The organism is Streptomyces sp. NPDC127100, from assembly GCF_042724095.1.
In the GTDB taxonomy this organism is placed as follows: Bacteria; Actinomycetota; Actinomycetes; order Streptomycetales; family Streptomycetaceae; genus Streptomyces.
This window is the reverse complement of the sequence record NZ_JBHXFL010000010.1, coordinates 115,237-135,542: the sequence shown is the minus strand read 5'-3', so window position 1 is coordinate 135,542 and position 20,306 is coordinate 115,237. Positions and strand designations below refer to the sequence as shown.

20 protein-coding genes and 1 riboswitch are annotated in these 20,306 nt (G+C 72.1%); of the genes, 6 read left to right on the top strand and 14 right to left on the bottom strand.

Annotated features, from left to right (window positions below):
• The first annotated feature begins 3 nt into the window (after positions 1 to 3).
• A complete protein-coding gene (locus tag ACFWJB_RS13415) occupies positions 4 to 282 on the top strand; it encodes a hypothetical protein (protein WP_385457786.1) in 279 nt (92 codons plus the stop codon).
• Here ACFWJB_RS13415 and ACFWJB_RS13410 read toward each other — a convergent pair.
• Entirely contained in the window at positions 245 to 1,417 is a 1,173-nt protein-coding gene (locus tag ACFWJB_RS13410) for an acyl-CoA dehydrogenase family protein (RefSeq protein ID WP_386922212.1), read from the bottom strand. The genes ACFWJB_RS13415 and ACFWJB_RS13410 overlap by 38 nt on opposite strands.
• 359 nt (positions 1,418 to 1,776) lie before the next feature.
• Between ACFWJB_RS13410 and ACFWJB_RS13405 the strand changes: the two genes are divergently transcribed.
• A complete protein-coding gene (locus ACFWJB_RS13405; protein ID WP_386922210.1) occupies positions 1,777 to 3,036 on the top strand; it encodes a glycoside hydrolase family 18 protein in 1,260 nt (419 codons plus the stop codon).
• Positions 3,037 to 3,096: 60 nt separating this feature from the next.
• Here ACFWJB_RS13405 and ACFWJB_RS13400 read toward each other — a convergent pair whose 3' ends face one another.
• The 3 genes from ACFWJB_RS13400 to ACFWJB_RS13390 form a co-directional block, all read right to left on the bottom strand.
• On the bottom strand, positions 3,097 to 3,756 hold the full coding sequence (locus ACFWJB_RS13400) for a TetR/AcrR family transcriptional regulator (RefSeq protein WP_385457791.1): 660 nt from the start codon (positions 3,754 to 3,756) through the stop codon (positions 3,097 to 3,099).
• Between the two features lie 82 nt (positions 3,757 to 3,838).
• On the bottom strand, positions 3,839 to 3,979 hold the full coding sequence (locus ACFWJB_RS13395; protein ID WP_386922208.1) for an SCO1431 family membrane protein: 141 nt from the start codon (positions 3,977 to 3,979) through the stop codon (positions 3,839 to 3,841).
• A gap of 149 nt (positions 3,980 to 4,128) precedes the next feature.
• A complete protein-coding gene (locus tag ACFWJB_RS13390; protein WP_386922206.1) occupies positions 4,129 to 5,496 on the bottom strand; it encodes a peptidase C39 family protein in 1,368 nt (455 codons plus the stop codon).
• Positions 5,497 to 5,766: 270 nt separating this feature from the next.
• Here ACFWJB_RS13390 and ACFWJB_RS13385 point away from each other — a divergent pair, with 270 nt between their 5' ends.
• Together ACFWJB_RS13385 and ACFWJB_RS13380 are read left to right on the top strand one after the other, a co-directional pair.
• Positions 5,767 to 6,315 (top strand): uridine kinase, encoded by a 549-nt coding sequence (locus ACFWJB_RS13385; RefSeq protein WP_385457797.1) that lies wholly within the window; start codon positions 5,767 to 5,769, stop codon positions 6,313 to 6,315.
• A 454-nt stretch (positions 6,316 to 6,769) separates the two neighbouring features.
• Positions 6,770 to 8,635 carry an AAA family ATPase gene (locus ACFWJB_RS13380; protein ID WP_385457799.1) on the top strand — a complete coding sequence of 622 codons (1,866 nt, stop codon included), beginning with the start codon at positions 6,770 to 6,772 and terminating at the stop codon, positions 8,633 to 8,635.
• Between the two features lie 41 nt (positions 8,636 to 8,676).
• Here the strand turns inward: ACFWJB_RS13380 and ACFWJB_RS13375 are convergent, their stop codons facing one another.
• From ACFWJB_RS13375 to ACFWJB_RS13335, 9 genes are all read right to left on the bottom strand, one after another.
• A complete protein-coding gene (locus tag ACFWJB_RS13375) occupies positions 8,677 to 9,750 on the bottom strand; it encodes a hemolysin family protein (RefSeq protein ID WP_385457801.1) in 1,074 nt (357 codons plus the stop codon).
• A complete protein-coding gene (locus tag ACFWJB_RS13370) occupies positions 9,747 to 11,078 on the bottom strand; it encodes a hemolysin family protein (RefSeq protein ID WP_385457803.1) in 1,332 nt (443 codons plus the stop codon). The genes ACFWJB_RS13375 and ACFWJB_RS13370 overlap by 4 nt, the downstream gene beginning before the upstream one ends.
• Before the next feature lie 279 nt (positions 11,079 to 11,357).
• Complete coding sequence (locus ACFWJB_RS13365) at positions 11,358 to 11,837, bottom strand: PH domain-containing protein (RefSeq protein WP_386922203.1); 480 nt, start codon at positions 11,835 to 11,837, stop codon at positions 11,358 to 11,360.
• A 46-nt stretch (positions 11,838 to 11,883) separates the two neighbouring features.
• Positions 11,884 to 12,732, bottom strand: a complete 849-nt coding sequence (hisG, locus tag ACFWJB_RS13360) for an ATP phosphoribosyltransferase (RefSeq protein ID WP_385457806.1) — start codon at positions 12,730 to 12,732, stop codon at positions 11,884 to 11,886.
• Between the two features lie 53 nt (positions 12,733 to 12,785).
• A complete protein-coding gene (locus ACFWJB_RS13355) occupies positions 12,786 to 13,058 on the bottom strand; it encodes a phosphoribosyl-ATP diphosphatase (protein WP_030951748.1) in 273 nt (90 codons plus the stop codon).
• A 34-nt stretch (positions 13,059 to 13,092) separates the two neighbouring features.
• On the bottom strand, positions 13,093 to 13,578 hold the full coding sequence (ribH, locus tag ACFWJB_RS13350; RefSeq protein WP_385457808.1) for a 6,7-dimethyl-8-ribityllumazine synthase: 486 nt from the start codon (positions 13,576 to 13,578) through the stop codon (positions 13,093 to 13,095).
• Between the two features lie 30 nt (positions 13,579 to 13,608).
• A complete protein-coding gene (locus tag ACFWJB_RS13345; protein WP_385457810.1) occupies positions 13,609 to 14,898 on the bottom strand; it encodes a bifunctional 3,4-dihydroxy-2-butanone-4-phosphate synthase/GTP cyclohydrolase II in 1,290 nt (429 codons plus the stop codon).
• Entirely contained in the window at positions 14,895 to 15,539 is a 645-nt protein-coding gene (locus ACFWJB_RS13340) for a nicotinamide riboside transporter PnuC (RefSeq protein ID WP_385457812.1), read from the bottom strand. Before ACFWJB_RS13340 ends, ACFWJB_RS13345 begins: the two co-directional genes overlap by 4 nt.
• A complete protein-coding gene (locus ACFWJB_RS13335; protein ID WP_386922200.1) occupies positions 15,536 to 16,147 on the bottom strand; it encodes a riboflavin synthase in 612 nt (203 codons plus the stop codon). The genes ACFWJB_RS13340 and ACFWJB_RS13335 overlap by 4 nt, the downstream gene beginning before the upstream one ends.
• A 151-nt stretch (positions 16,148 to 16,298) precedes the next feature.
• Positions 16,299 to 16,429: riboswitch (FMN riboswitch) on the bottom strand.
• A 413-nt stretch (positions 16,430 to 16,842) separates the two neighbouring features.
• Between ACFWJB_RS13335 and ACFWJB_RS13330 the strand changes: the two genes are divergently transcribed.
• Together ACFWJB_RS13330 and ACFWJB_RS13325 are read left to right on the top strand one after the other, a co-directional pair.
• Positions 16,843 to 17,610, top strand: coding sequence for an SDR family oxidoreductase (locus ACFWJB_RS13330; protein ID WP_386922198.1), 768 nt, complete (start codon positions 16,843 to 16,845; stop codon positions 17,608 to 17,610).
• Between the two features lie 133 nt (positions 17,611 to 17,743).
• Positions 17,744 to 19,204 (top strand): MFS transporter, encoded by a 1,461-nt coding sequence (locus tag ACFWJB_RS13325; protein WP_386922196.1) that lies wholly within the window; start codon positions 17,744 to 17,746, stop codon positions 19,202 to 19,204.
• Here the strand turns inward: ACFWJB_RS13325 and rhaS are convergent.
• A complete protein-coding gene (gene rhaS, locus ACFWJB_RS13320; RefSeq protein ID WP_385457819.1) occupies positions 19,192 to 20,277 on the bottom strand; it encodes a rhamnose ABC transporter substrate-binding protein in 1,086 nt (361 codons plus the stop codon). The genes ACFWJB_RS13325 and rhaS overlap by 13 nt on opposite strands.
• Between the last annotated feature and the right edge of the window lie 29 nt (positions 20,278 to 20,306).

Here is a 20,306-nt window from a genome sequence, read left to right as displayed (position 1 = left end):
GGTATGACTCCCACGTACTCGGCGGCCGGGAGCCGGCTCCGCGTGTTCGTGCCGGTGCCGACCGGGCCGACGCCGCCGGCTCCGCACGCCCCGGACCCGCCGATCTACCGTGAGTTGATGCGGACCTGGGCGGACCGCGGCCGCACCCTGCCGGGGCGCCACGATCCGGAGTGGGTCGGGCTCGCCGAGCCCCCGCGAGGGCTCGGCGAGGCCGTCGCGGCCGGTGACATCGTCACCGGCACCTTCAGCGTCCCTCGGGCCCCGCGAGGTGACGGGCGATGACCATCCGCTGGATCTGGTTGGTGCCCTCGACGATCTGCAGGACCTTGGCCTCGCGCATGTAGCGCTCGGCCGGGAAGTCCGCGGTGTAGCCGTAACCGCCGAGGACCTGCACGGCGTCGGTGGTGACCCGCATCGCCGTGTCGGTGCAGTACAGCTTGGCCATGGCGGCCTGCTTGGCGAACGGCAGTCCCGCGTCGCGCAGCCGGGCCGCGGTCAGGTACAGCGCGCGGCCCGCCTCGATCTGGGTGGCCATGTCGGCGAGCATGAAGCGCAGCCCCTGAAAGTCCGAGATCGGCTTGCCGAACTGCCGTCGTTCGGCCGCGTAGGACACCGCCTCGTCCAGTGCCGCCTGGGCCACGCCGATCGCGCAGGCGGCGATGCCGAGCCGCCCGGAGTCGAGCGCGGACAGGGCGATCGCGAAGCCCTGCCCCTCGTCGCCGAGACGCCGGGAGTCGGGGACCCGCACGCCGTCGAGGTGGACCTGCGCGGTGGGCGAGCCCTTGAGGCCCATCTTCTTCTCCGGCACCGCGGCGCTCAGCCCCTCGGCGTCGCCGGGGACCAGGAAGGCGGTGATGCCGCGCGGGCCCTCCACGCCCGTCCTCGCCATGACGGTGTAGAAGTCGGCGATCCCGCCGTGCGTGATCCACGCCTTGGTCCCGGTGATCACCCAGTCGTCCCCGTCCCGCACCGCCCTGGTGCGCAGGGAGGCGGCGTCCGAGCCGGAGGCCGGTTCGGAAAGGCAGTAGCCGCCGAGCAGACCGCCGCCGACCATCGCGGGCAGGTGCTCGACCTGCTGCTCCTTGGTGCCGTAGGCGGCGAGCGCGTAGGAGGCGAGGGTGTGCACGCTGACGCCCAGGCCGACGGTGAGCCGGGTCGCGGCGAGTTCCTCCAGGACCTGGAGGTAGACCTCGTAGGGCTGCTCGCCGCCGCCGTACTCGGCGTCGTAGGGCAGGCCGAGCAGGCCGGAGTCGGAGAGCAGGGTGAAGACCTCGCGCGGGAAGCGTCCGGCGTCCTCCTCCTCGGCCGCGCTCGGGGCGATCTCGCGCTGCGCGATGTCGCGGACGAGCGAGATCAGATCCCGTGCCTCGTCCGTGGGCAGTTGCCGGTCCACCGGCTGCGGGGCGCGGTCGGGCATGGCGACGCTCTCCTCCCTTTTCGGGCACATCGGCGGACGTGCGCCTTGGGTGGAGGCGGCTCCGCCAGGTCGTTCGGGCTGGGCCGATGCTCGCACTCCCGGGTCGCGGAAGCGCCTGACCAGCGGCTGTGCGCTGTGAGTATGCCCGATCGGACGCATGGAGTCACCAGTTAACGACCGCTTACTCCAAGAAATCTCCCACCGGGCCACGGGAGCCCGAACTCCCCCGGGTGACGAGCCATTTGGTCCGAACCATTGACCTTACTGGTCTAGTCCTTCTACGGTGACGGACCGAACGCATTACCGCGTTCATGCCAATCGGCGAGCGTTCCCCTCTTCCCCCCACGAGGAGACACCCGATGCACGTCCCGCACCTCCCCCGCGCCCCGTTCCGGGCGCTGCTCTCCGCACTGTGCTCCGCGGCCCTCGGCGCCGGACTGCTCGCCGGCGCGGGCGCCGCGACGGCCGCCGGCGCCGGCACGGCCGCGGAGGTCGCACCCTCCGCTCGGGCAGCGGCCGGCTCGAAGGTCGTCGGCTACTTCACCGAATGGGGCACCTACGACCGCAAGTACTACGTCAAGAACATCGAGACGTCCGGTTCCGGCGCGAAGCTCACCCACATCAACTACGCCTTCGGCAACGTCACCGGCGGCAAGTGCGCCATGGGCGACGCCTACGCGGCCACCGACCGGGCGTACACCGCGGCCGAGTCCGTCGACGGCGTCGCCGACACCTGGGACCAGCCGCTGCGCGGCAACTTCAACCAGCTCCTCAAGCTGAAGAAGAAGCACCCGAACCTCAAGATCCTCTGGTCCTTCGGCGGCTGGACCTGGTCCGGCGGCTTCGCCGAGGCCGCGAAGAACCCGGCCGCGTTCGCCCAGTCCTGCTACGACCTGGTCGAGAACTCCAAGTGGGCGAACGTCTTCGACGGCATCGACATCGACTGGGAGTACCCGAACGCCTGCGGGCTGACCTGCGACACCAGCGGCCGGGACGCGTTCGGGAAGCTGATGTCGGCGCTGCGCGCCAAGTTCGGCACCGGCAACCTGGTGACGGCGGCGATCACTGCCGACGCCACCGCCGGCGGCAAGATCGACGCGGCCGACTACGCGGGCGCCGCCCGCTACGTCGACTGGTACAACCCAATGACGTACGACTTCTTTGGGGCCTGGGACGCTGCCGGACCGACGGCGCCGCACTCGCCGCTGACCTCGTACACGGGGATCCCCAAGGCGAACTACCACACCTCGGCGACGATCGCGAAGCTCAAGGGCCTCGGGATCCCGTCCTCCAAGCTGCTGCTCGGCATCGGTTTCTACGGCCGCGGCTGGACCGGCGTCACCCAGTCCGCGCCCGGCGGCACCGCGACCGGACCGGCCAAGGGGACGTACGAGAACGGCATCGAGGACTACAAGGTGCTGAGGACCACGTGCCCGGCGAACGGTACGGTGGCCGGCACCGCGTACGCCAAGTGCGGGAGCAACTGGTGGAGTTACGACACCCCGGCGACCATCGCGACCAAGATGACGTACAAGAACCAGCAGGGGCTGGGCGGGACGTTCTTCTGGGAGCTGAGCGGGGACACCACCAACGGTGAGCTGATCAAGGCGATCGGCTGACCGGCAGGAGGGGAACGCGGGGGCGGAGGCCGGCTCGGGCCTCCGCCCCCGCGTCACGCGTCACGCGTCGCGGCGGGCGGGGGCCGGGGCCGGCCAGGCCGGGTCCAGTTCCTCGACGGCGCGCAGGGCGCCGCCGAGCGTCTTCACCAGGAGGTCGCGCATGGTCTCGCGGGACAGCCCGGGACGGTCGATCCAGCTGAGGGTGGCGCCCTCGACGCTGCACACCCAGGAGAGCAGGCCCATGCGGGCCAGCGGGCCGATGTCGGTGCGGCCGTACGCCCCCTCGGCGATGGTCTCCACGATCGCCTCGCGCACTCCGTCGCGAATGGCGTGCACCTCGGCGTCGAAGCCGACGCCGCCGGTGACGATCGCCCGGTACGCGGCCTGGTGGTGCTCGGCGTAGCGCAGGTAGCCGTCGATCGTGCGGTGGACACGGTCCACCGGCGGCAGTTCGGTGCCGCCCGCCGCGGTGGTGACCAGACCGGCGACGGAGTCCTGGATGATCGCCAGGTAGTACCCCCGCTTGGACCGGAAGTAGTAGTAGATCAGCCCCTTGGCAACGTTGGCATGGCGGGCGATGTCGTCCATCGAGAGCGCGTCGTACGACGTGTCGGCGAACAACCTCCGCCCGATGGCGATGAGTTCGGCGCGGCGGGCCAGCGAGCGGTCCGTGCCGCGCACCCCGGGACGGGCGTCGGCACGTTGTTGACTGATATTCAATTTCGACCCTGGTCTCCTACGGGCGGCGGGACGTCCGCAGTATGGCAGGTCGGGTCGTGGGGCAGGTCACACGCGGGTCAGGTCACAGCAGGCCGAGCCGGACCACGAGCATCGCGACCACCACGACGAGGGTCCAGCCCATGATGTGCTCGAAGAGCTTCGGGCCGTCGTCCTTGGGGCCGCCGGTTCGGGCACGGGCGGCGGTGGCGGTGTATGCGCTCATGGCTTCTCGCTGATCTCGGACGGTCGTCGGGTTCCCCCACTGACGCTGTCCACCATGCCATCGTCGGCGGCTCTCGAGGCGGAGACCTTGGTCACAGCGGACGGCCCCCGGCGGTCGTGCGTACCGGGGGCCGTTTTGGCGGCGAGGGGTCAGCGCACGCCCACCGCCGCGAGCGCCGCGCGCTGGCGGGGGCTCGGACGGGCCGGGAAGTACAGGTAGCAGACGCCGCCGGTGCCGGAGACGACCTTGCCACTGGCGTTGTACCGCTTGGTCCTCAGCCAGATGTTCTCCCACTCGCGCCGCTTGTAGACACGGCGCACCGCCTCGTTGTCGTCCGAGGCGGGGTCGTTGGCGATCACGTCGCCGTCGGCGGTGAAGCCGATCACGGTCATCAGGTGGCCCGAGGTGCCGTACCCGGAACCGGTCAGCTCCTCCTCCAGGAAGGACTGGGACGTTATGGCCGGGATGCCGGCCGCGATCAGCGTCTCCAGGTCGGTGAGGGAGCCGAGGCGGGTGACCACGCCCTGGAGGTCCTTGAAGGTGGCCGCGTAGGCGGCGTTGAAGGGCCAGTTGCCGCATCCCGCGTACTGGAAGTCGTACGTGTGCCGGGCCGCGTGGCAGACCTGCGGGTCGGGGTAGGACGGGTCGACCCAGGCGAGCTGCTCATCGGTGAGCCGGCCGCCCCAGTACTCGACGATCATCTGCGAGGAGGTGGGGCTGCACCAGGCCTCGCCGCCGTTGTCGTACTCCGGGTACTGGCCCTTGTGGATCTCCTGGGAGTAGCGCGGGACGCGCAGTTCCCGGGCGAGGCCGGGAGCGGAGGCCGGGACGGTGAAGCGGTCGGGGATGTCGGAGCCCATGGCGCCGAGCCGCCAGACGGTCGGGGTGGCCCGCGTGCCGGGGCGGCGGTGGAGGGTGAGCCTGAGCCGGTAGGAGACCAGGCGCAGGCCGGTGGAGGCGTCGTCGATCGAGAAGGTGTCCGTCCAGATGCTGCTTCTGCCGTCGCTCTGGTCGTCCACCGAGGTCCGCCGGATGTCCTGGTCGCCGGCGGCCCAGCGGCCCATCACGTACCAGGGCGTGTCCGTGCCGTCCGAGTAGGTGCCCCTGAGCTCGACCTGGAGCCAGGTGCCGCTCGGGGTGCGGGCGTTCCAGGAGGCGATGACCTCCGTCGCGGGCACGGCGAGCCGGTGGACGGGCGAGGTCCAGGTGGCGTACTCCCAGGCGGCGGTGGTGCCGGTGTGCGGGTCGGTGTAGTCGGCGGTGCCGGCCGGGACGCCGATGACGACGCCGGGCCGGGCGCCCGCGACGGGCCGGGTGCCCTGCGCGGCACCGTGCCGCCAGTCCTGGAAGGTGGTCCAGGCGTGGTAGTCGACCGGACGGGAGGCGCGGTCGGGGTCCGCGGCGGTGCCGGCGGACGGCGCGGCCTCGGCGGTGGCCGGGATCGCGCCGCCGGCCACCGCGGCGGCGACCGCGGCGGCCAGGACCGTTCTGCGGGAGGGCTGTTCGGCTCTGCTCATGGGTGAAAGTCCCCCAGGTGTGCGCGTCGGGGCGGGTCCGTTGCACGGATGTGCGCCAACTATGGCCGCAGGCCGCCGCTCCTGCCAGCACTTCCGCGCACGCCACGCCATGAACATTGGTGTCGACCAGTGGCACGGAGCCGGGGCCGGAGGGCCCGCGGGCGCCGCTAGAGTGCTGGACGAACGCCCGTCCGCCCCTCCGCCCGCCCAGGACCCGCCATCCACGACCTCGCCTCCCGGATCCGCCGGCTGCCCCCCTCCTGCGGGCCCGTGCGCCTCGTCGGCGTGGACGGGCACGCCGGGTCGGGGAAGTCCACGTTCGCCGGGCGGCTGGCCGATTCGCTGGGCGGCGCCCCCGTGCTGCACCTCGACGACCTGGCCAGCCACGAGGAACTGTTCGACTGGACCGGACGCCTGCTGCGTCAGGTGATCGAGCCCCTGCGGCACGGCGACACGGCGCACTACGCGCCCTACGACTGGCGGGCTCGGTGCTTCACCGCGCCGCGCGCGCTGCCGCCCGCGCCGGTGGTCCTGGTCGAGGGGGTCGGCGCGGGCCGCCGCGACCTGCGCCCGCACCTGGCCCTGCTGCTGTGGATGGAACTGCCGCGCGAGGAGGCGTGGGCCCGCGGACGGGCGCGCGACGGGGCGGAACAGCGGACGTTCTGGGACGGGTGGATCCCGGCGGAGCGCCGACACTTCGCCGATGACCCCTCGCGCCCCTTCGCGCGCCTGCTGGTGCGTCAGAGGGAAGAGGGGTACGAGGTGCTTCCGGGGCCCTGCGGACCCGCTGCCCCGGGCACACTTTCTCACGCTGAGTGACGAACTCTCCGCAATGTGTTGAACTTGTGAAGGTCATTCTCCCGCGACGCGGCGGAGTGCCCCAACTGTGCTTGACCCAAGGGCCGTACAGGTCTTACGTTCTCACTGTGCGGTCATACGGAACCGCCCGAAGACGCGAAGCCCCCGGTTGTTCCCCCGTGACCGGGGGCTTCGTTCTGCCCCGAACCCCTTTTCCGGGTGCTCCACGACGCTCTCCGATCACTCTCGGTCACTGTCCAGCCTGCGTTCCGCACGCTCCCACCTCGGGCAACGGCCTGTCCCGGCACCCTTCGGAGGGAAGACCGCCGCGGGTACGATGCCCTCGGTGTGCGGCCTACGGACGGCGGCTGCGCGCACCTGGCAACTCCGGTCGCCCGTACAGCGGTTGGGCCGGAGGACCGGCGGGCGACGGTCCGGTGGCATACCGACGGGGGCACGGTTCGTGGGGGACGTGATGGACTTCGGCACGCAGGGCCCGCAGGCCCCGGCCGACCTCGCCTGGCTGCGCGGCGTGGACGCCTACACCATGGGGGCTTATCCGCAGGCGGAGGAGGAGTTCCGCACCGCGGTGCGCATCGATCCCGCGATGGCCGACGGCTGGCTCGGCCTGCACGCGCTGCGCGTCGACACCACGAACGCGCTGCTGCGGATGTTCCGGCACCGGGACCGCTTCGGCGAACAGCGCGCCCGGCACCGCCGTACTCTCAACTCCTGGTACTGGCTGGGCTGGTGGGTTCAGCCCGTGCTGGAGAGCCCTCGCGACCTGCTGCTCGCGCACGCCTCGCACTGGCTGGACGGCCGCCACGTCCCGGAGCTGGACCAGGCACTCGCCGGGCTGCCGCCGGTGGACACCGACGCCCAGGTCCGCTTCCTGCACGCCTGCCGCGCCTACCTGGTCAAGGACTGGGAACAGCTCGTGCGGCACACCGATCCGCTGCTCGGCGACCCGCTGCTGGGCATCGAGGCGGGCCTGTTCAGCGGGATGGCCCGGGTACGGCTGGAGATGTACGGGCAGGCCGAGCCGCTGCTGTCGGCCGCGCTCATGCGGTGCCGCAGCGAGCAGCCGCAGCGCAAGGAGCTGCGCTACTGGCTGGCGCGGGCCCACGAGGGTACGGGCCGCAGCGCCGCGGCGCTGCCCCTGTACCGTGCCGTGCACCGCGCCGACCCGGCCTTCATGGACACCTCGGCCCGGCTGGCGGCCATCGCCGAGAGCGACGGCTACGACGAACCGGCCGACCTCGCGGGACTCGCCCCGGCCGGTGCCGGACCCGACGGCGCGGACGGTGCCGACGGGCTCGATCCGCTCTTCGGCACCGCGGAGCGCGATCTGAAGCTCTCCGAACCGGTACCGCCGCCGGCCGGCGCGCTGCCCTCGCCGACCGGCCCGCCGGTGCGCAGGAGGGACGGCCTGGCGGACCCTTTCCTTCCCACCGGGCCCACGGACCCCGCCCTGCTGGAGGAGACGCTCGCCGAGCTGGAGCGCATGGTGGGTCTCGAGCCGGTGAAGCGGCAGGTCAAGGCGCTGTCCGCACAACTGAACATGGCGCGGCTGCGGGCCGGGCAGGGCCTGCCCGTCCAGCCGCCCAAACGTCACTTCGTCTTCTCCGGTCCCTCGGGCACCGGCAAGACCACCGTGGCCCGCATCCTGGGGCGCGTCTTCTACGCCCTCGGACTGCTGGGCGGCGACCACCTGGTCGAGGCGCAGCGGGCCGACCTGGTCGGCGAGTACCTGGGGCAGACGGCCGTGAAGGCCAACGAGCTGATCGACTCCGCGCTCGGCGGTGTGCTGTTCGTCGACGAGGCCTACTCGCTGTCCAACTCGGGGTACGGCAAGGGCGACGCCTACGGGGACGAGGCGTTGCAGGTGCTGCTGAAGCGGGCCGAGGACAACCGCGACCACCTGGTGGTGATACTCGCCGGCTACCCGGAGGGCATGGACCGGCTGCTGGCGGCGAACCCCGGGCTGTCGTCCCGGTTCACCACCCGTGTGGACTTCCCCTCCTACCGGCCGCTGGAGCTGACCTCCATCGGGGAGGTGCTCGCCGCCGAGAACGGGGACGCGTGGGACGAGGAGGCGCTCGACGAGTTGCGGTCGATCGCCGGGCACGTGGTGGACCAGGGATGGATCGACGAGCTGGGGAACGGGCGGTTCCTGCGGACGCTGTACGAGAAGAGCTGTGCGTACCGGGATCTGCGGTTGTCCGGGTACCCCGGGGTGCTGACGCGGGACGATCTGGCGACGCTGCGGTTGCCGGATCTCATGCAGGCGTACGGGGAGGTGCTGTCGGGGCGGGGGCCGCAGGACCCTCCGGCGGTCTAGGCCGCACCGCGGCCCGCAGCCGTGACGGCTGCGGGCCGCGGCTAGGCGAGTGCCTCCTCCGGTGCTCCGCTCGTCCGCTGTTCCGCCACCGTCGCCTCGCGGTGGGCCGGGTCGCGGACCTCGCCGACCAGGAGTTCGAGTACGTCCTCCAGCGCGACCAGGCCCAGCACCTTGCCGGACGCGTCGGCGACCTGGGCCAGGTGGGTCGCGGCGCGGCGCATGACGGTGAGGGCGTCGTCGAGCGGCAGTTCCGCGCGCAGGGTGGTCATCGGCCGCCACAGGTGCTGCGGCACCGCACGGTCGGAGTCCTCCACGTCGAGGACGTCCTTGACGTGCAGGTATCCCATGAACGCGCCCGTGTCCGCCGCGACCGGGAAGCGTGAGTACCCGGTGCGGGCGGTGAGCGCCACGATCTCGCCCGGCGTGACCGCGGGGCTGACCGTCACCAGGGACTCGCGCCCGAGGAGCACGTCCGTCACCGGGCGGGAACCCAGTTCCAGGGCGTCCTCCAGGCGCTCCTGCTCCTCCGGGTCGAGCAGGCCGGCCTGCCCGGCGTCCTCGACCAGCCGGTTGAGCTGCTCGCTGGTGAAGACGGCCTCGACCTCGTCCTTCGGCTCGACGTGGAACAGCCGCAGGATGCCCTGGGCGCAGGCGCCGAGCGCGACGGTGATCGGCCTGCAGAGGCGGGCGAAGGCGACCAGGCCGGGGCTCAGCCACAGGGCGGCCTTCTCGGGGGCGGCCATCGCGAGGTTCTTCGGGACCATCTCGCCGATGACGAGGTGGCAGAAGACCACGGCGGCAAGCGCGATGACGTAGCCGAGCGGGTGGATCATGCCGTGCGGCAGGTGCATCCACTCGAAGACCGGCTCCAGCAGGTGGGCGACGGTGGGCTCGGCGACCGCGCCGAGCGTCAGCGAGCAGACGGTGATGCCGAACTGGGCGGCGGCCATCATCTGCGGCAGCCGCTCGAGCCCGTAGAGCACCTGCCGGGCCCGGGCGGTGCCGAGCGGCTCGATCTGGCTGCGGCGCACGGAGACGAGGGCGAACTCGGCGCCGACGAAGAAGCCGTTGGCGAGGACGAGCAGCGCGGCGAACAGGAGTTGCAGGACGCTCATCGGGCGGCCTCCAGCAGCGACGCCGGTGCCGTCCGCACCAGCCGTATCCGCTCGGCGCGGTAGTGGCCGACCTGCCGTACCGACAGGCGCCAGCCGGGCAGTTCCGCGCGGTCCCCGACGGCGGGGATGCGGCCGAGCAGGTCGGCGACCAGGCCGGCCACCGTCTCGTACGGCCCCTCGGGCGGCTCCAGGCCGATGCGCCGCAGGGCGTCGACGCGGCAGCTGCCGTCGACGTCCCAGGCGGGGCGGCCTTCCTCGGGCGGGGCGGGGGCGAGTTCGGGCACGTCCAGTCCGTCGTGCTCGTCGCGGACCTCGCCGACGATCTCCTCGACGATGTCCTCCAGGGTGACGACGCCGGCGGTGCCGCCGTACTCGTCGACGACGACCGCGATGGGCTGCTCGCTGCGCAGGCGGGTGAGCAGCGGCCGTACGGGCAGGGTCTCGGGGACGAGCAGGGCCGGGCGGGCGATGCGGCCGGCGGGGGTGCGCAGCCGCTCGTGCGCGGGGACCGCGAGGGCGTCCTTGAGGTGGACCATGCCGACGATCTCGTCGATCTTCTCCCGGTAGACGGGGAAGCGGGACAGGCCGGTGGCCCGGGTCAGGTTGACGACGTCCTCGGCGGTCGCCGAGGACTGCAGGGCGCTGACCTTCACGCGCGGGGTCATGACGTGCTGTGCGGTCAGTTCGCCCAGGGACAGGGTGCGGACGAAGAGTTCCGCGGTGTCCTGTTCCAGGGCGCCGGCCCGCGCTGAGTGCCGGGCCAGGGAGACCAGTTCGCCGGGGGTACGGGCGGAGGCCAGTTCCTCGGCCGGCTCGATGCCGAGCATGCGCACGAGCCGGTTGGCGACGGTGTTCAGCGCGGAGATCACGGGTCGGAAGAGCCGGGCGAAGGCGTGCTGCGGGCCGGCGACGAAGCGCGCGACCTGGAGCGGCTTGGACACCGCCCAGTTCTTGGGCACGAGCTCACCGATCACCATCTGCACGGCCGAGGCCAGCAGCATGCCGACGATCACCGACACGCCGGACACGGCGCCGTCGGGGACGCCGATCGCGGTGAACGGGCCGTCGAGCAGCCGGGCGAGGGCCGGTTCGGCGAGCATGCCGACGACCAGGGAGGTGATGGTGATGCCGAGCTGGGTGCCGGAGAGCTGGAAGGACAGCTCCTTGAGGGACTCGACGACCCGGCGGGCACGCCGGTCGCCGTCGGCGGCGGCCTGCTCGGCGTCCGGCCGTTCGACCGTCACGAGGCCGAACTCGGCCGCGACGAAGAAGCCGTTGGCCAGGATCAGCAGGAACGCGGCTGCCAGGAGCAGCAGGGGGGTGGTCATGATGCCGCCGCCTCCGCAGGGACGCGTGCCTCGTGGGCACGGTCCGCGCTATGTCGGCAGGGGGCGGCGCAGGTACTGCAGGACGATCCGTCCATCGCCGGAGGGAGTCACTCCTCGGGTAGCAGGAACCCCCGCGCACCGGGCGGAGCGACAGGGGCGGAGGCGCGACGACCGCGTCTCCGTTCCCAGATTAATCACGAAAAGGGTGCGTGCGGCAGGGTGGACGCCGCCGAGCCGGTCCCCGGGGCCGCTCGGGTGGCGTCCCGGGGACGTGCGCGGTCAGCCGCGCGGTGCCTCGGGGCCGGCGGCGGAGCGGGCCTCCACCAGGGCCCGCAGGGCACGGGCGTCGGCGATGGCGCGCTCCTTGGCGATGCCCGGCTGGATGCCGAGCGCGGGCAGGCTCGTGCCGTCGCTGAGGTCGAGGAACACCCACGGGTCGCCGGCCCGGAGGTTGACCCGGAGGATCTCCGCCCATTCCAGTTGCCGCCGGTTCGTCAGGTTGACGACGGTGACGCCCGACTCGTCGGCGACGACCTTGGGCCGGGACAGCATCAGCAGGACGCCGGCCAGGAAGAGGGCCGTCAGCACGAAGCTGAGGCGCTCCCCCGGGCCCAGTCCGTCGAGCAGCATGCCGACCGCCGAGACGGTCACGACGGTGGCCGCGGCCAGACCGAGGAGGACGGCTCGGGTGCGGCCCGGCCGGAAGGTGACGGGCAGGGCGGGCAGGTCCGGTCCGGCGCCCGACGGTGCGTCCGACATGGTGTGTGTGCTCCGCATCATGCTGGAGGAACGACGGGGCGGGGGGTCACAGACGGCACGCGTGGATGGCCGTGGTCAGGATGGCCCGGGCACCGATGTCGTACAGGTCGTCCATGATCCGCTGGGCCTCCTTGGAGGGCACCATCGCGCGAACGGCGACCCAGCCCTCGTTGTGCAGCGGGGAGACGGTCGGGGACTCCAGGCCGGGGGTGAGGGCGACGGCCTTCTCCAGCTGCTCGACGCGGCAGTCGTAGTCCATCATCACGTACGTCCGGGCCACCAGGACGCCCTGGAGGCGCCGCAGGAACTGCTGGACCTTGGGCTCCTCCGTGTCGGCTCCGGTACGGCGGATCACGACCGCCTCGGACTTCATGATGGGCTCGCCGAAGACCTCCAGGCCGGCGTTGCGCAGGGAGGTGCCGGTCTCGACGACGTCGGCGATGACCTCGGCGACGCCCAGCTCGATGGCGGTCTCGACGGCGCCGTCGAGGTGGACGACGGAGGCGTCGACGCCGTGCTCGGCGAGGTGGCCCGCGACGATGCCCTCGTACGAGGTGGCGACCGTCCTGCCCTTGAGGTCCTCGATGCCGTTCGCGGTGCCCGGCTTGGCGGCGAAGCGGAAGGTGGAGCGGGCGAAGCCGAGCGGGAGGATCTCCTCCGCCCGGGCGCCGGAGTCGACCAGCAGGTCCCGGCCGGTGATGCCGATGTCGAGGCGGCCGGAGGAGACGTAGATCGCGATGTCGCGGGGGCGGAGGTAGAAGAACTCCACCTCGTTCACCGGGTCGACGATCCGCAGTTCCTTGGACTCACGGCGCTGCTGGTAGCCGGCCTCATGCAGCATCTCCCCCGCGGGGCCTGACAGGGAACCCTTGTTGGGGACGGCGATGCGCAGCATGAGGTCGGCTTCCTTCGTGTGAGGGGGTGGGGAAAGGCTCTGCGAGGGCTGGCTTACAGATGGGCGTAGACGTCGTCCAGGGAGATACCGCGGGCGACCATCATCACCTGGACGTGGTACAGCAGCTGGGAGATCTCCTCGGCCGCCGCCTCCTTGCCCTCGTACTCGGCGGCCATCCAGACCTCGGCGGCCTCCTCGACGACCTTCTTGCCGATGGCATGGACCCCCTTGTCCACCAGTTCGGCGGTGCGGGAGGTGGCGGGGTCGCCGTTCGCGGCCTTGTGCTGGAGCTCGGTGAAGAGCTCCTCGAAAGTCTTCTTGGACATGGTGGCGCCCACTTTACGCGTAGTGCCGAGGGGCCTAGCGCCACGGTTCGGATACCGAGCGGAGCGTGGCCGCCGTGGCGACGGCCGCGGTCACCGCCTCGTGGCCCTTGTCCTCGCTGGAGCCCTCGATGCCGGCCCGGTCCAGGGCCTGCTCCTCGGTGTCGCAGGTGAGCACGCCGAAGCCGACGGGCACGCCGGTGTCGACGGACACCTGGACCAGGCCCTGGGTCACGCCCTGGCACACGTAGTCGAAGTGGGGGGTGCCGCCGCGGATGACGACGCCGAGGGCGACGATCGCGTCGTAGCCGCGGCCGGCGAGGACCTTGGCGACGACCGGGAGCTCGAAGCTGCCGGGGACCCTGAGCAGGGTCGGCTCGTCGATCCCGAGTTCGCGCAGGGCGCGCAGGGCGCCGTCCACCAGTCCGTCCATCACCTTGTCGTGCCACTGCGCCGCGATGACGGCGACCCGCAGGTCGCCCACGTTGCGTACGGACAGCTCCGGTGCACCCTTGCCGCTCACGTGTCTCCTTGAATCCTTTGCGTGCTGCGCTTACTGGTTGCCGCAGGTGGACACGGGCGTCGTGTCCAGCCAGGGCAGGTCGTGTCCCATCCGGTCCCGCTTGGTGCGCAGGTAGCGGAGGTTGTGCTCGCCGGCCTGGACGGGCATCGGCTCGCGGCCGGTGACGTCGATGCCGTGCCGTTCGAGGGCGTCGGACTTGTCGGGGTTGTTGGTCATCAGCCGTACGGCGCGCACGCCGAGGTCGGCGAGGATCCGGGCGCCGGCGCCGTAGTCGCGGGCGTCGGCGGGCAGGCCGAGTTCGAGGTTGGCGTCGAGGGTGTCCCGGCCGCGCTCCTGGAGTTCGTAGGCGCGCAGCTTGGACATCAGGCCGATGCCGCGTCCCTCGTGGCCGCGGAGGTAGACCACCACTCCCCTGCCCTCGGCCTGGATGCGGTCGAGGGAGGCGTCCAGCTGGGGGCCGCAGTCGCAGCGCTGGGAGCCGAAGACGTCGCCGGTGAGGCACTCGGAGTGGATGCGCACCAGGACGTCCTCGCCGTCGCCGATGTCGCCGTGGACGAGGGCGACGTGCTCGACGCCGTCGACCGTGGAGCGGTAGCCGTACGCCGTGAAGTCGCCGTGCCGGGTCGGCAGGTGGACCTCGGCCTCGCGGCGGACGGTGGGCTCGGCGCTGCGGCGGTAGGCGATCAGGTCCTCGATGGAGATGATCGTCAGGCCGTGCTTGCGGGCGAACGGGATCAGCTCGGGCAGCCGCAGCATGCGCCCGTCCTCGCCGGCGATCTCGACGATGGCGCCGGCCGGGCGCAGGCCCGCGAGACGGGCGAGGTCGACGGCGGCCTCGGTGTGGCCGCCTCGGACCAGCACGCCGCCGGAGCGGGCGCGCAGCGGGAAGATGTGGCCGGGCCGGACGAGGTCGTCCGGCCGGGCGGTGCCGCTCGCCAGGAGCTGGAGGGTGGTGGCGCGGTCGGAGGCCGAGATGCCGGTGCTCACGCCGTGGGCGGCGGTGGCGTCCACGGAGACGGTGAACGCCGTCTTCATCGACTCGGTGTTGTCGTCGACCATCTGCGGGAGGCGGAGCCGGTCGAGTTCGTCGCCCTCCATGGGGGCGCAGATCAGGCCGCGGCACTCGCTCATCATGAAGGCGACGATCTCCTCGGTCGCCTTCTCGGCGGCGACGACGAGGTCGCCCTCGTTCTCGCGGTTCTCGTCGTCCACGACGACGACCGGGCGGCCGGCCGCGATGTCGGCGACGGCCTGCTCGACCGGGTCGAGGGCGAGGTCCTCGGGGCCGTCGGGGCTGTAGAGGATGGGTGCCGCGCTCATGCGGGCGCTCCTTCCGGGACGGGCCGCGTCGCGTTGCGGGAGCGCAGCCACCAGTCGCGCAGGCCCCACAGGACGAGCGCGCCGTACAGGACGTAGACGAAGCCGGAGAAGGCGAAGCCGTTGGCGAAGTTCAGCGGGACGCCGACCAGGTCGACGAGCAGCCAGGCGAACCAGAACTCGACCATGCCGCGGGCCTGGGCGTACATGGCGACGACGGTGCCGACGAAGATGTACGCGTCCGGCCAGGGGTCCCAGGACAGGGCCGGGAAGGCGGTGAACAGGCCGCCGACCGCGAGGGTGCCGAGGGCGGCGGCGCCGGCCAGGGCGCCGCGTTCGCGCCAGGTGGCGAAGCGGACGGCGATGGAGCCGTCCTGGGTCTGCTGCCGGCCGCGGTTCCACTGCCAGAAGCCCCAGGCGGCGACGACCATGACGACGATCTGCTTGCCGGCGCTGCCGGAGAGGTGGGCGGTGGCGAAGGCCGCGAAGAGGACGAGTCCGGAGACGAACTGCACGGGCCAGGTCCATATGGAGCGCCGCCAGCCGAGCGCGAGGCCGAGCAGGCCGATCACGTTGCCGATCATGTCCGACCACTTGATGTGCTGGTCGAAGAGGGTGAACGCCTCGGAGTTGAGCCAGTTCACTTGGTGTCTCCCTGTTCGACGTGGGCGCCGAGCAGCCGCTCGACGTACTTGGCGATGACGTCCACCTCGAGGTTGACCGGGTCGCCGGGCTGCTTGAGGCCGAGCGTGGTCAGGGCGAGGGTGGTGGGAATGAGGCTGACGGTGAAGAAGTCGGGGCCGGCGTCGACGACGGTGAGGCTGATGCCGTCGACGGTGATGGAGCCCTTCTCCACGACGTAGCGCGCGAGGCCGGCGGGCAGGGAGATCTTCACGATCTCCCAGTGCTCGGAGGGCGTGCGCTCGACGATCTCGCCGGTGCCGTCGACGTGGCCCTGCACGATGTGGCCGCCGAGCCGGGCGCCCACGGCGGAGGGGCGCTCCAGGTTGACGCGGGAGCCGACGGCGAGGGCGCCGAGGCTGGAGCGGTCGAGGGTCTCGGCCATCACGTCGGCGGTGAACTCGTCGCCCTCGTGGTCGACGACGGTGAGGCAGACGCCGTTGACGGCGATGGAGTCGCCGTGCCGTGCGCCGTCGGTGACGACGGGGCCGCGCAGGCGGAAGCGACAGGCGTCGTCGAGGGTCTCGACGGCGGTGATCTCGCCCAGCTCTTCGACGATTCCGGTGAACACTTCCCGGGTCCTCCCTGCCTCTTCGGGCACGGACTCCGGGGCTGTCGAGAACGACAGAAAGGACGAACGAGGACCGTGGAGGCGACGCCGGACGGGAGCCACCCGGAACGGGCGGTCCCAGAGGCCGGCGGCGCGCACGTGTGCTCGCCCGCCGCGCACTGCCTCCCATCCGGACTTTAACCGTCGGTCCAGGAATTTCACCTGGTCAACCGGTCGCTGGAGGCGACCGGGTCGCGGACTGTAACCGCCGGTTCGGACTTTCACCGACCCCGGAGTGCGCTGCTTCTGGTACAGGGCCAGTGTGCCACGGACGGCCCGCACTCATCCGGACGGAGGGTGTGGGGTGGCTCACAGAGCGCGTCGGCGGTCTGCCCCGCCGGACCGTGCCCGTCCGCGAGCACGGCCAACTCCCGCGTCGTCGCACCCGCTTGAGATTGGTCCATACCTATTGACCTACTGGTCTAGTCCTCTTTAGGGTCTGCGCAGCTTCCGTGAAGCTTCCGTGCAGCGGAACCGCCCCCTCAGGACCGGCCCGGCGGCGGTGACGACGGCCCTTGCCCGCCGCCGGGCCACCCAATCGCGCGACCACGGACGCCGGTGCCGCCCGGTGTCACATTTCCGGGGTGCCCATCCGTCCAAGCTGGCGACAGGGTGCTCCGCCCGGGAGCACCACCCGTCCGAAGGGACTGAACAGCATGACCACGATCCTGGTGACCGGCGGCACCGGAACACTCGGCCGGTACGTCACCGAGCGGCTGCGCGCGGACGGGCACGAGGTGCGGGTGCTCAGCCGGCACTCCCAGCCGTACGCCGTCGACCTGCGCAAGGGCGGCGCCGGCCTGGACGCGGCACTCGACGGCGTGGAGACGGTCGTGCACTGCGCGACCACGCAGACCGGCGGTGACGAGCGGGCGGCCGTGAACCTGCTGGAGGCCGCCCGGCGGGCCGGGGTGGGGCACCTGGTCTACATCTCGATCGTCGGCGTCGACCGGGTGCCGTTCGGCTACTACCGCGCCAAGGCGGACGTCGAGCACCTCGTCGAGGAGTCCGGGCTCGGCTGGACGGTGCTGCGGACGACGCAGTTCCACGACCTGGTGGTGCGGCTGTTCCAGGGGCTGGCCAAGCCCCCGGTCATGCTGCTGCCGGCGAAGGTCGATGACCAGCCGATCGAGGTGCGGGAGGTCGCGGACCGGCTCGCCGAGCTGGCGGCCGGCGAGCCCGCCGGCCGGGTCCCGGACCTGGGCGGGCCCGAGGTGCGGAGCTTCGAGTCGCTCGCCCGCGCCTATCTGGCCGCGACGGGGCGGCGACGGGCCGTGGTGAACGTGCCGCTCGCCGGGCGGGCCTACCGCGCCTTCCGTTCGGGCGGCCATCTGACTCCGGAGCGGGCGCTGGGCAAGGGCACCTTCGAGGAGTATCTGACGGCACGCTTCGGGGGCGTGCCCGGAGCGGGACGCCGCGGCTGACCGGAGCCGGTGACCGGCGCCGCGGGCTCCATGCGGGGCGCACGGAAGAGGGGCGTGGCTCCGAAGACCGGAACGCGGTATGTCCCTTATCGTCGGTTCCGGCAAGGGCCTGCGGACGGGACGGAGTCGGGCTGTGGCGTTCGCGGAGTCGGCCGGCGGCCAGGAGCCCGAGCCCTCTCCCGGGCCGGCTCCGGCGCCCGGGCGACGCTCGTGGGCACCGCTGCTGGCGGTCTGTGCCGGGTACTTCATGGTGATCCTCGACGTGACCGTCATCAACGTCGCCGTGCCGGTGATCGGCCGGGAGCTGTCGGCCTCGCTCACCGGCATCCAGTGGATCACCGACGGGTACACCCTGGTCTTCGCCGGGTTCCTGCTGACCGGCGGCGCGCTGGGCGACCGGCTGGGGAACCGGCGCGTCTTCTGCCTGGGCGTGGCCGTGTTCACCGTGTCCTCGGCCGCCTGCGCGCTGGCGCCGACGGCTCCCTTCCTGATCGCGGCCCGACTGGTGGAAGGGCTGGGGGCGGCGCTGATCGTGCCGGGTTCGCTGGCCCTGCTCCAGCAGGCCTACCCGGCGCGGGCCGCCCGCTCGCGGGCCTTCGGGCTGTGGGGCTCGATGGCGGGCGTCGCGGCGTCGGCCGGGCCGCTGCTGGGCGGACTGCTCGTCTCCACGGTGGGCTGGCGCTGGGTGTTCCTCGTCAACCTGCCCGTCGGCGCGGCCTGCCTGGCGCTGACGCTGCGGCATGTCGCGCGCTCACCCCGGCGCCCCGACCGGGCACTGGACCGGCCGGCGCAGTGCGCGGTCGTGGCCGCGGTGGTGCTGCTGATCGGGGCGCTCAACGAGGCCGGACGGCGCGGCTGGTCCGATCCGGCCGTCCTCGCCGGGCTGGGCCTGGCCGTACTGGCTGCCGTGGCGTTCGCGGTGCGCGAGCGGCTGGCCCGGTCTCCCGCTCTTCCCCCGAGCCTGCTGCGCTCCCGTGCGATGAGCGGCGGCGCCGCCATCGGCCTGCTGTTCAACTTCGCCTTCTACGGCATGGTGTTCACCGCCAGCCTGAGCTTCCAGCATCAGCGCGGATTCAGTGCCCTCGCCACCGGCCTGGCACTGTTGCCGGCGGTGGCGATGACGACGTTCGCCTCCGCGCTGTCCGGGCGGCTGACCCCCCGCACCGGCGATCGGCCCCTGGTGGTCTCCGGCATGCTGCTGGCGGCGCTGGGACTGGCCGGCTGGGCGGCGGCGGGGACCGAACCCGCCTATCCCCTGCTGGTCGCCCCGCTGGCGGCCGCCGGGTTCGGCACCTCCTTCGCCCTCACCGGCTCGACCACCACGGTGATGGGCGCCGCTCCCCCGGCCTACTCGGGGGCCGCCTCCGCGCTGTTCAACACCGCCCGCCAGATCGGCAGCGCCGCCGGCGTGGCACTCGGCGGCAGCCTGCTGGCCACGGCCACGGACTACGGCACCGGGCTGCGCGCCTGCATGGCCATCGGCGCGCTCGCCTACCTGACCGCCGCACTCCTCGCCGTACTCTGCGTACCCGCGAAGCCGTGTTCCAGCGGCCCCGCCGGGCCGGCCCGGCGGGGTGAGCCTCAGAAGTCGTAGTCGTCGATGTTCTTCGCGTTGAACTGCGTCGGCTCGCCGAGCGTGATGACGCCGTCCTCGCCCACCTCGAACCAGCCCATGTCGCCGGCCAGGAACATCTGCCCCTCCCTGCCGGTTATCTGGCCGGAGGCGAGGGCGACCGCCGCGTGCCCCGCCAGTTCGCCGAGCCTGGCCGGGTCCCACAGAAGGAACGCCTCGACCGTGCCGTCCTTGACGTAGGAGCGCATGTCGTTGGGGGCGCCGAGGCCGGTCAATCGCACGGTGCCCTTGAACTCCGACCGGGACAGGTACTCGGCGGCCGCCTTGATGCCGTTGGTGGTGGGCGAGATGATCCCCGCGAGCCTTGGATGCGACTCGAGGAGCGCCTGCGCCTGCTCGTAGGACTTCTGCGCGTCGTCGTCGCCGTACGCGATGTCGACGAGCTCCATGTCCTTGTACCGGGGGTCCGACAGGGCCTTCTTGATGCTGGCGATCCAGGCGTTCTGGTTCGTCGCCGTCCGCGCGGCGGAGAGGATGGCGAACTCGCCCTTGTAGCCGATCTGTTTGCCGAGCAGTTCGAGCTGCGAGACGGCGATGTCCTCGGCGCCGGCGGGGGAGACGAAGGCGTTGCGGCACTCCGGTCTGGTGTCCGAGTCGTACGTGACGACCTTGAGGCCCGCGTCCAGGGCCTTCTTCAGGGCGGTGCACAGGGCCTCCGGGTCGAGCGCGGAGACGGCCATGGCGTCCACCTCGTCCTGCGTGGCGGCGTTGATGTACGACACCTGGCCGGCCGTGTCGGCCCCCCGCTCCGGCCCGGTCTCCTCGAAGGTCGAGCCGAGCTCCGTGACCGCCCGCCTGCCGCCCTCGTCCGCCACCTTGAAGTACGGCGTGCCGACCTGCTTGGGCAGGAAGGCGACGGTGAGCCCCTTGCGCGTGGGGGCGTTGGGCGAGGCGTCGCCCTTCACGGCGTTCGCGGCGCCCGAGGTGCCGGAGGCGCCGGAGGCCGACGAGTCGCCGCACGCGGTGGCGAACAGGCTGAGGGAGCAGATCGTGGCCAGTAGCAGTGGGGTGCGCCGTGGCATGGGCCTGTACATGTGCTTCTTTCGCAGAGGTGGAATGAAAC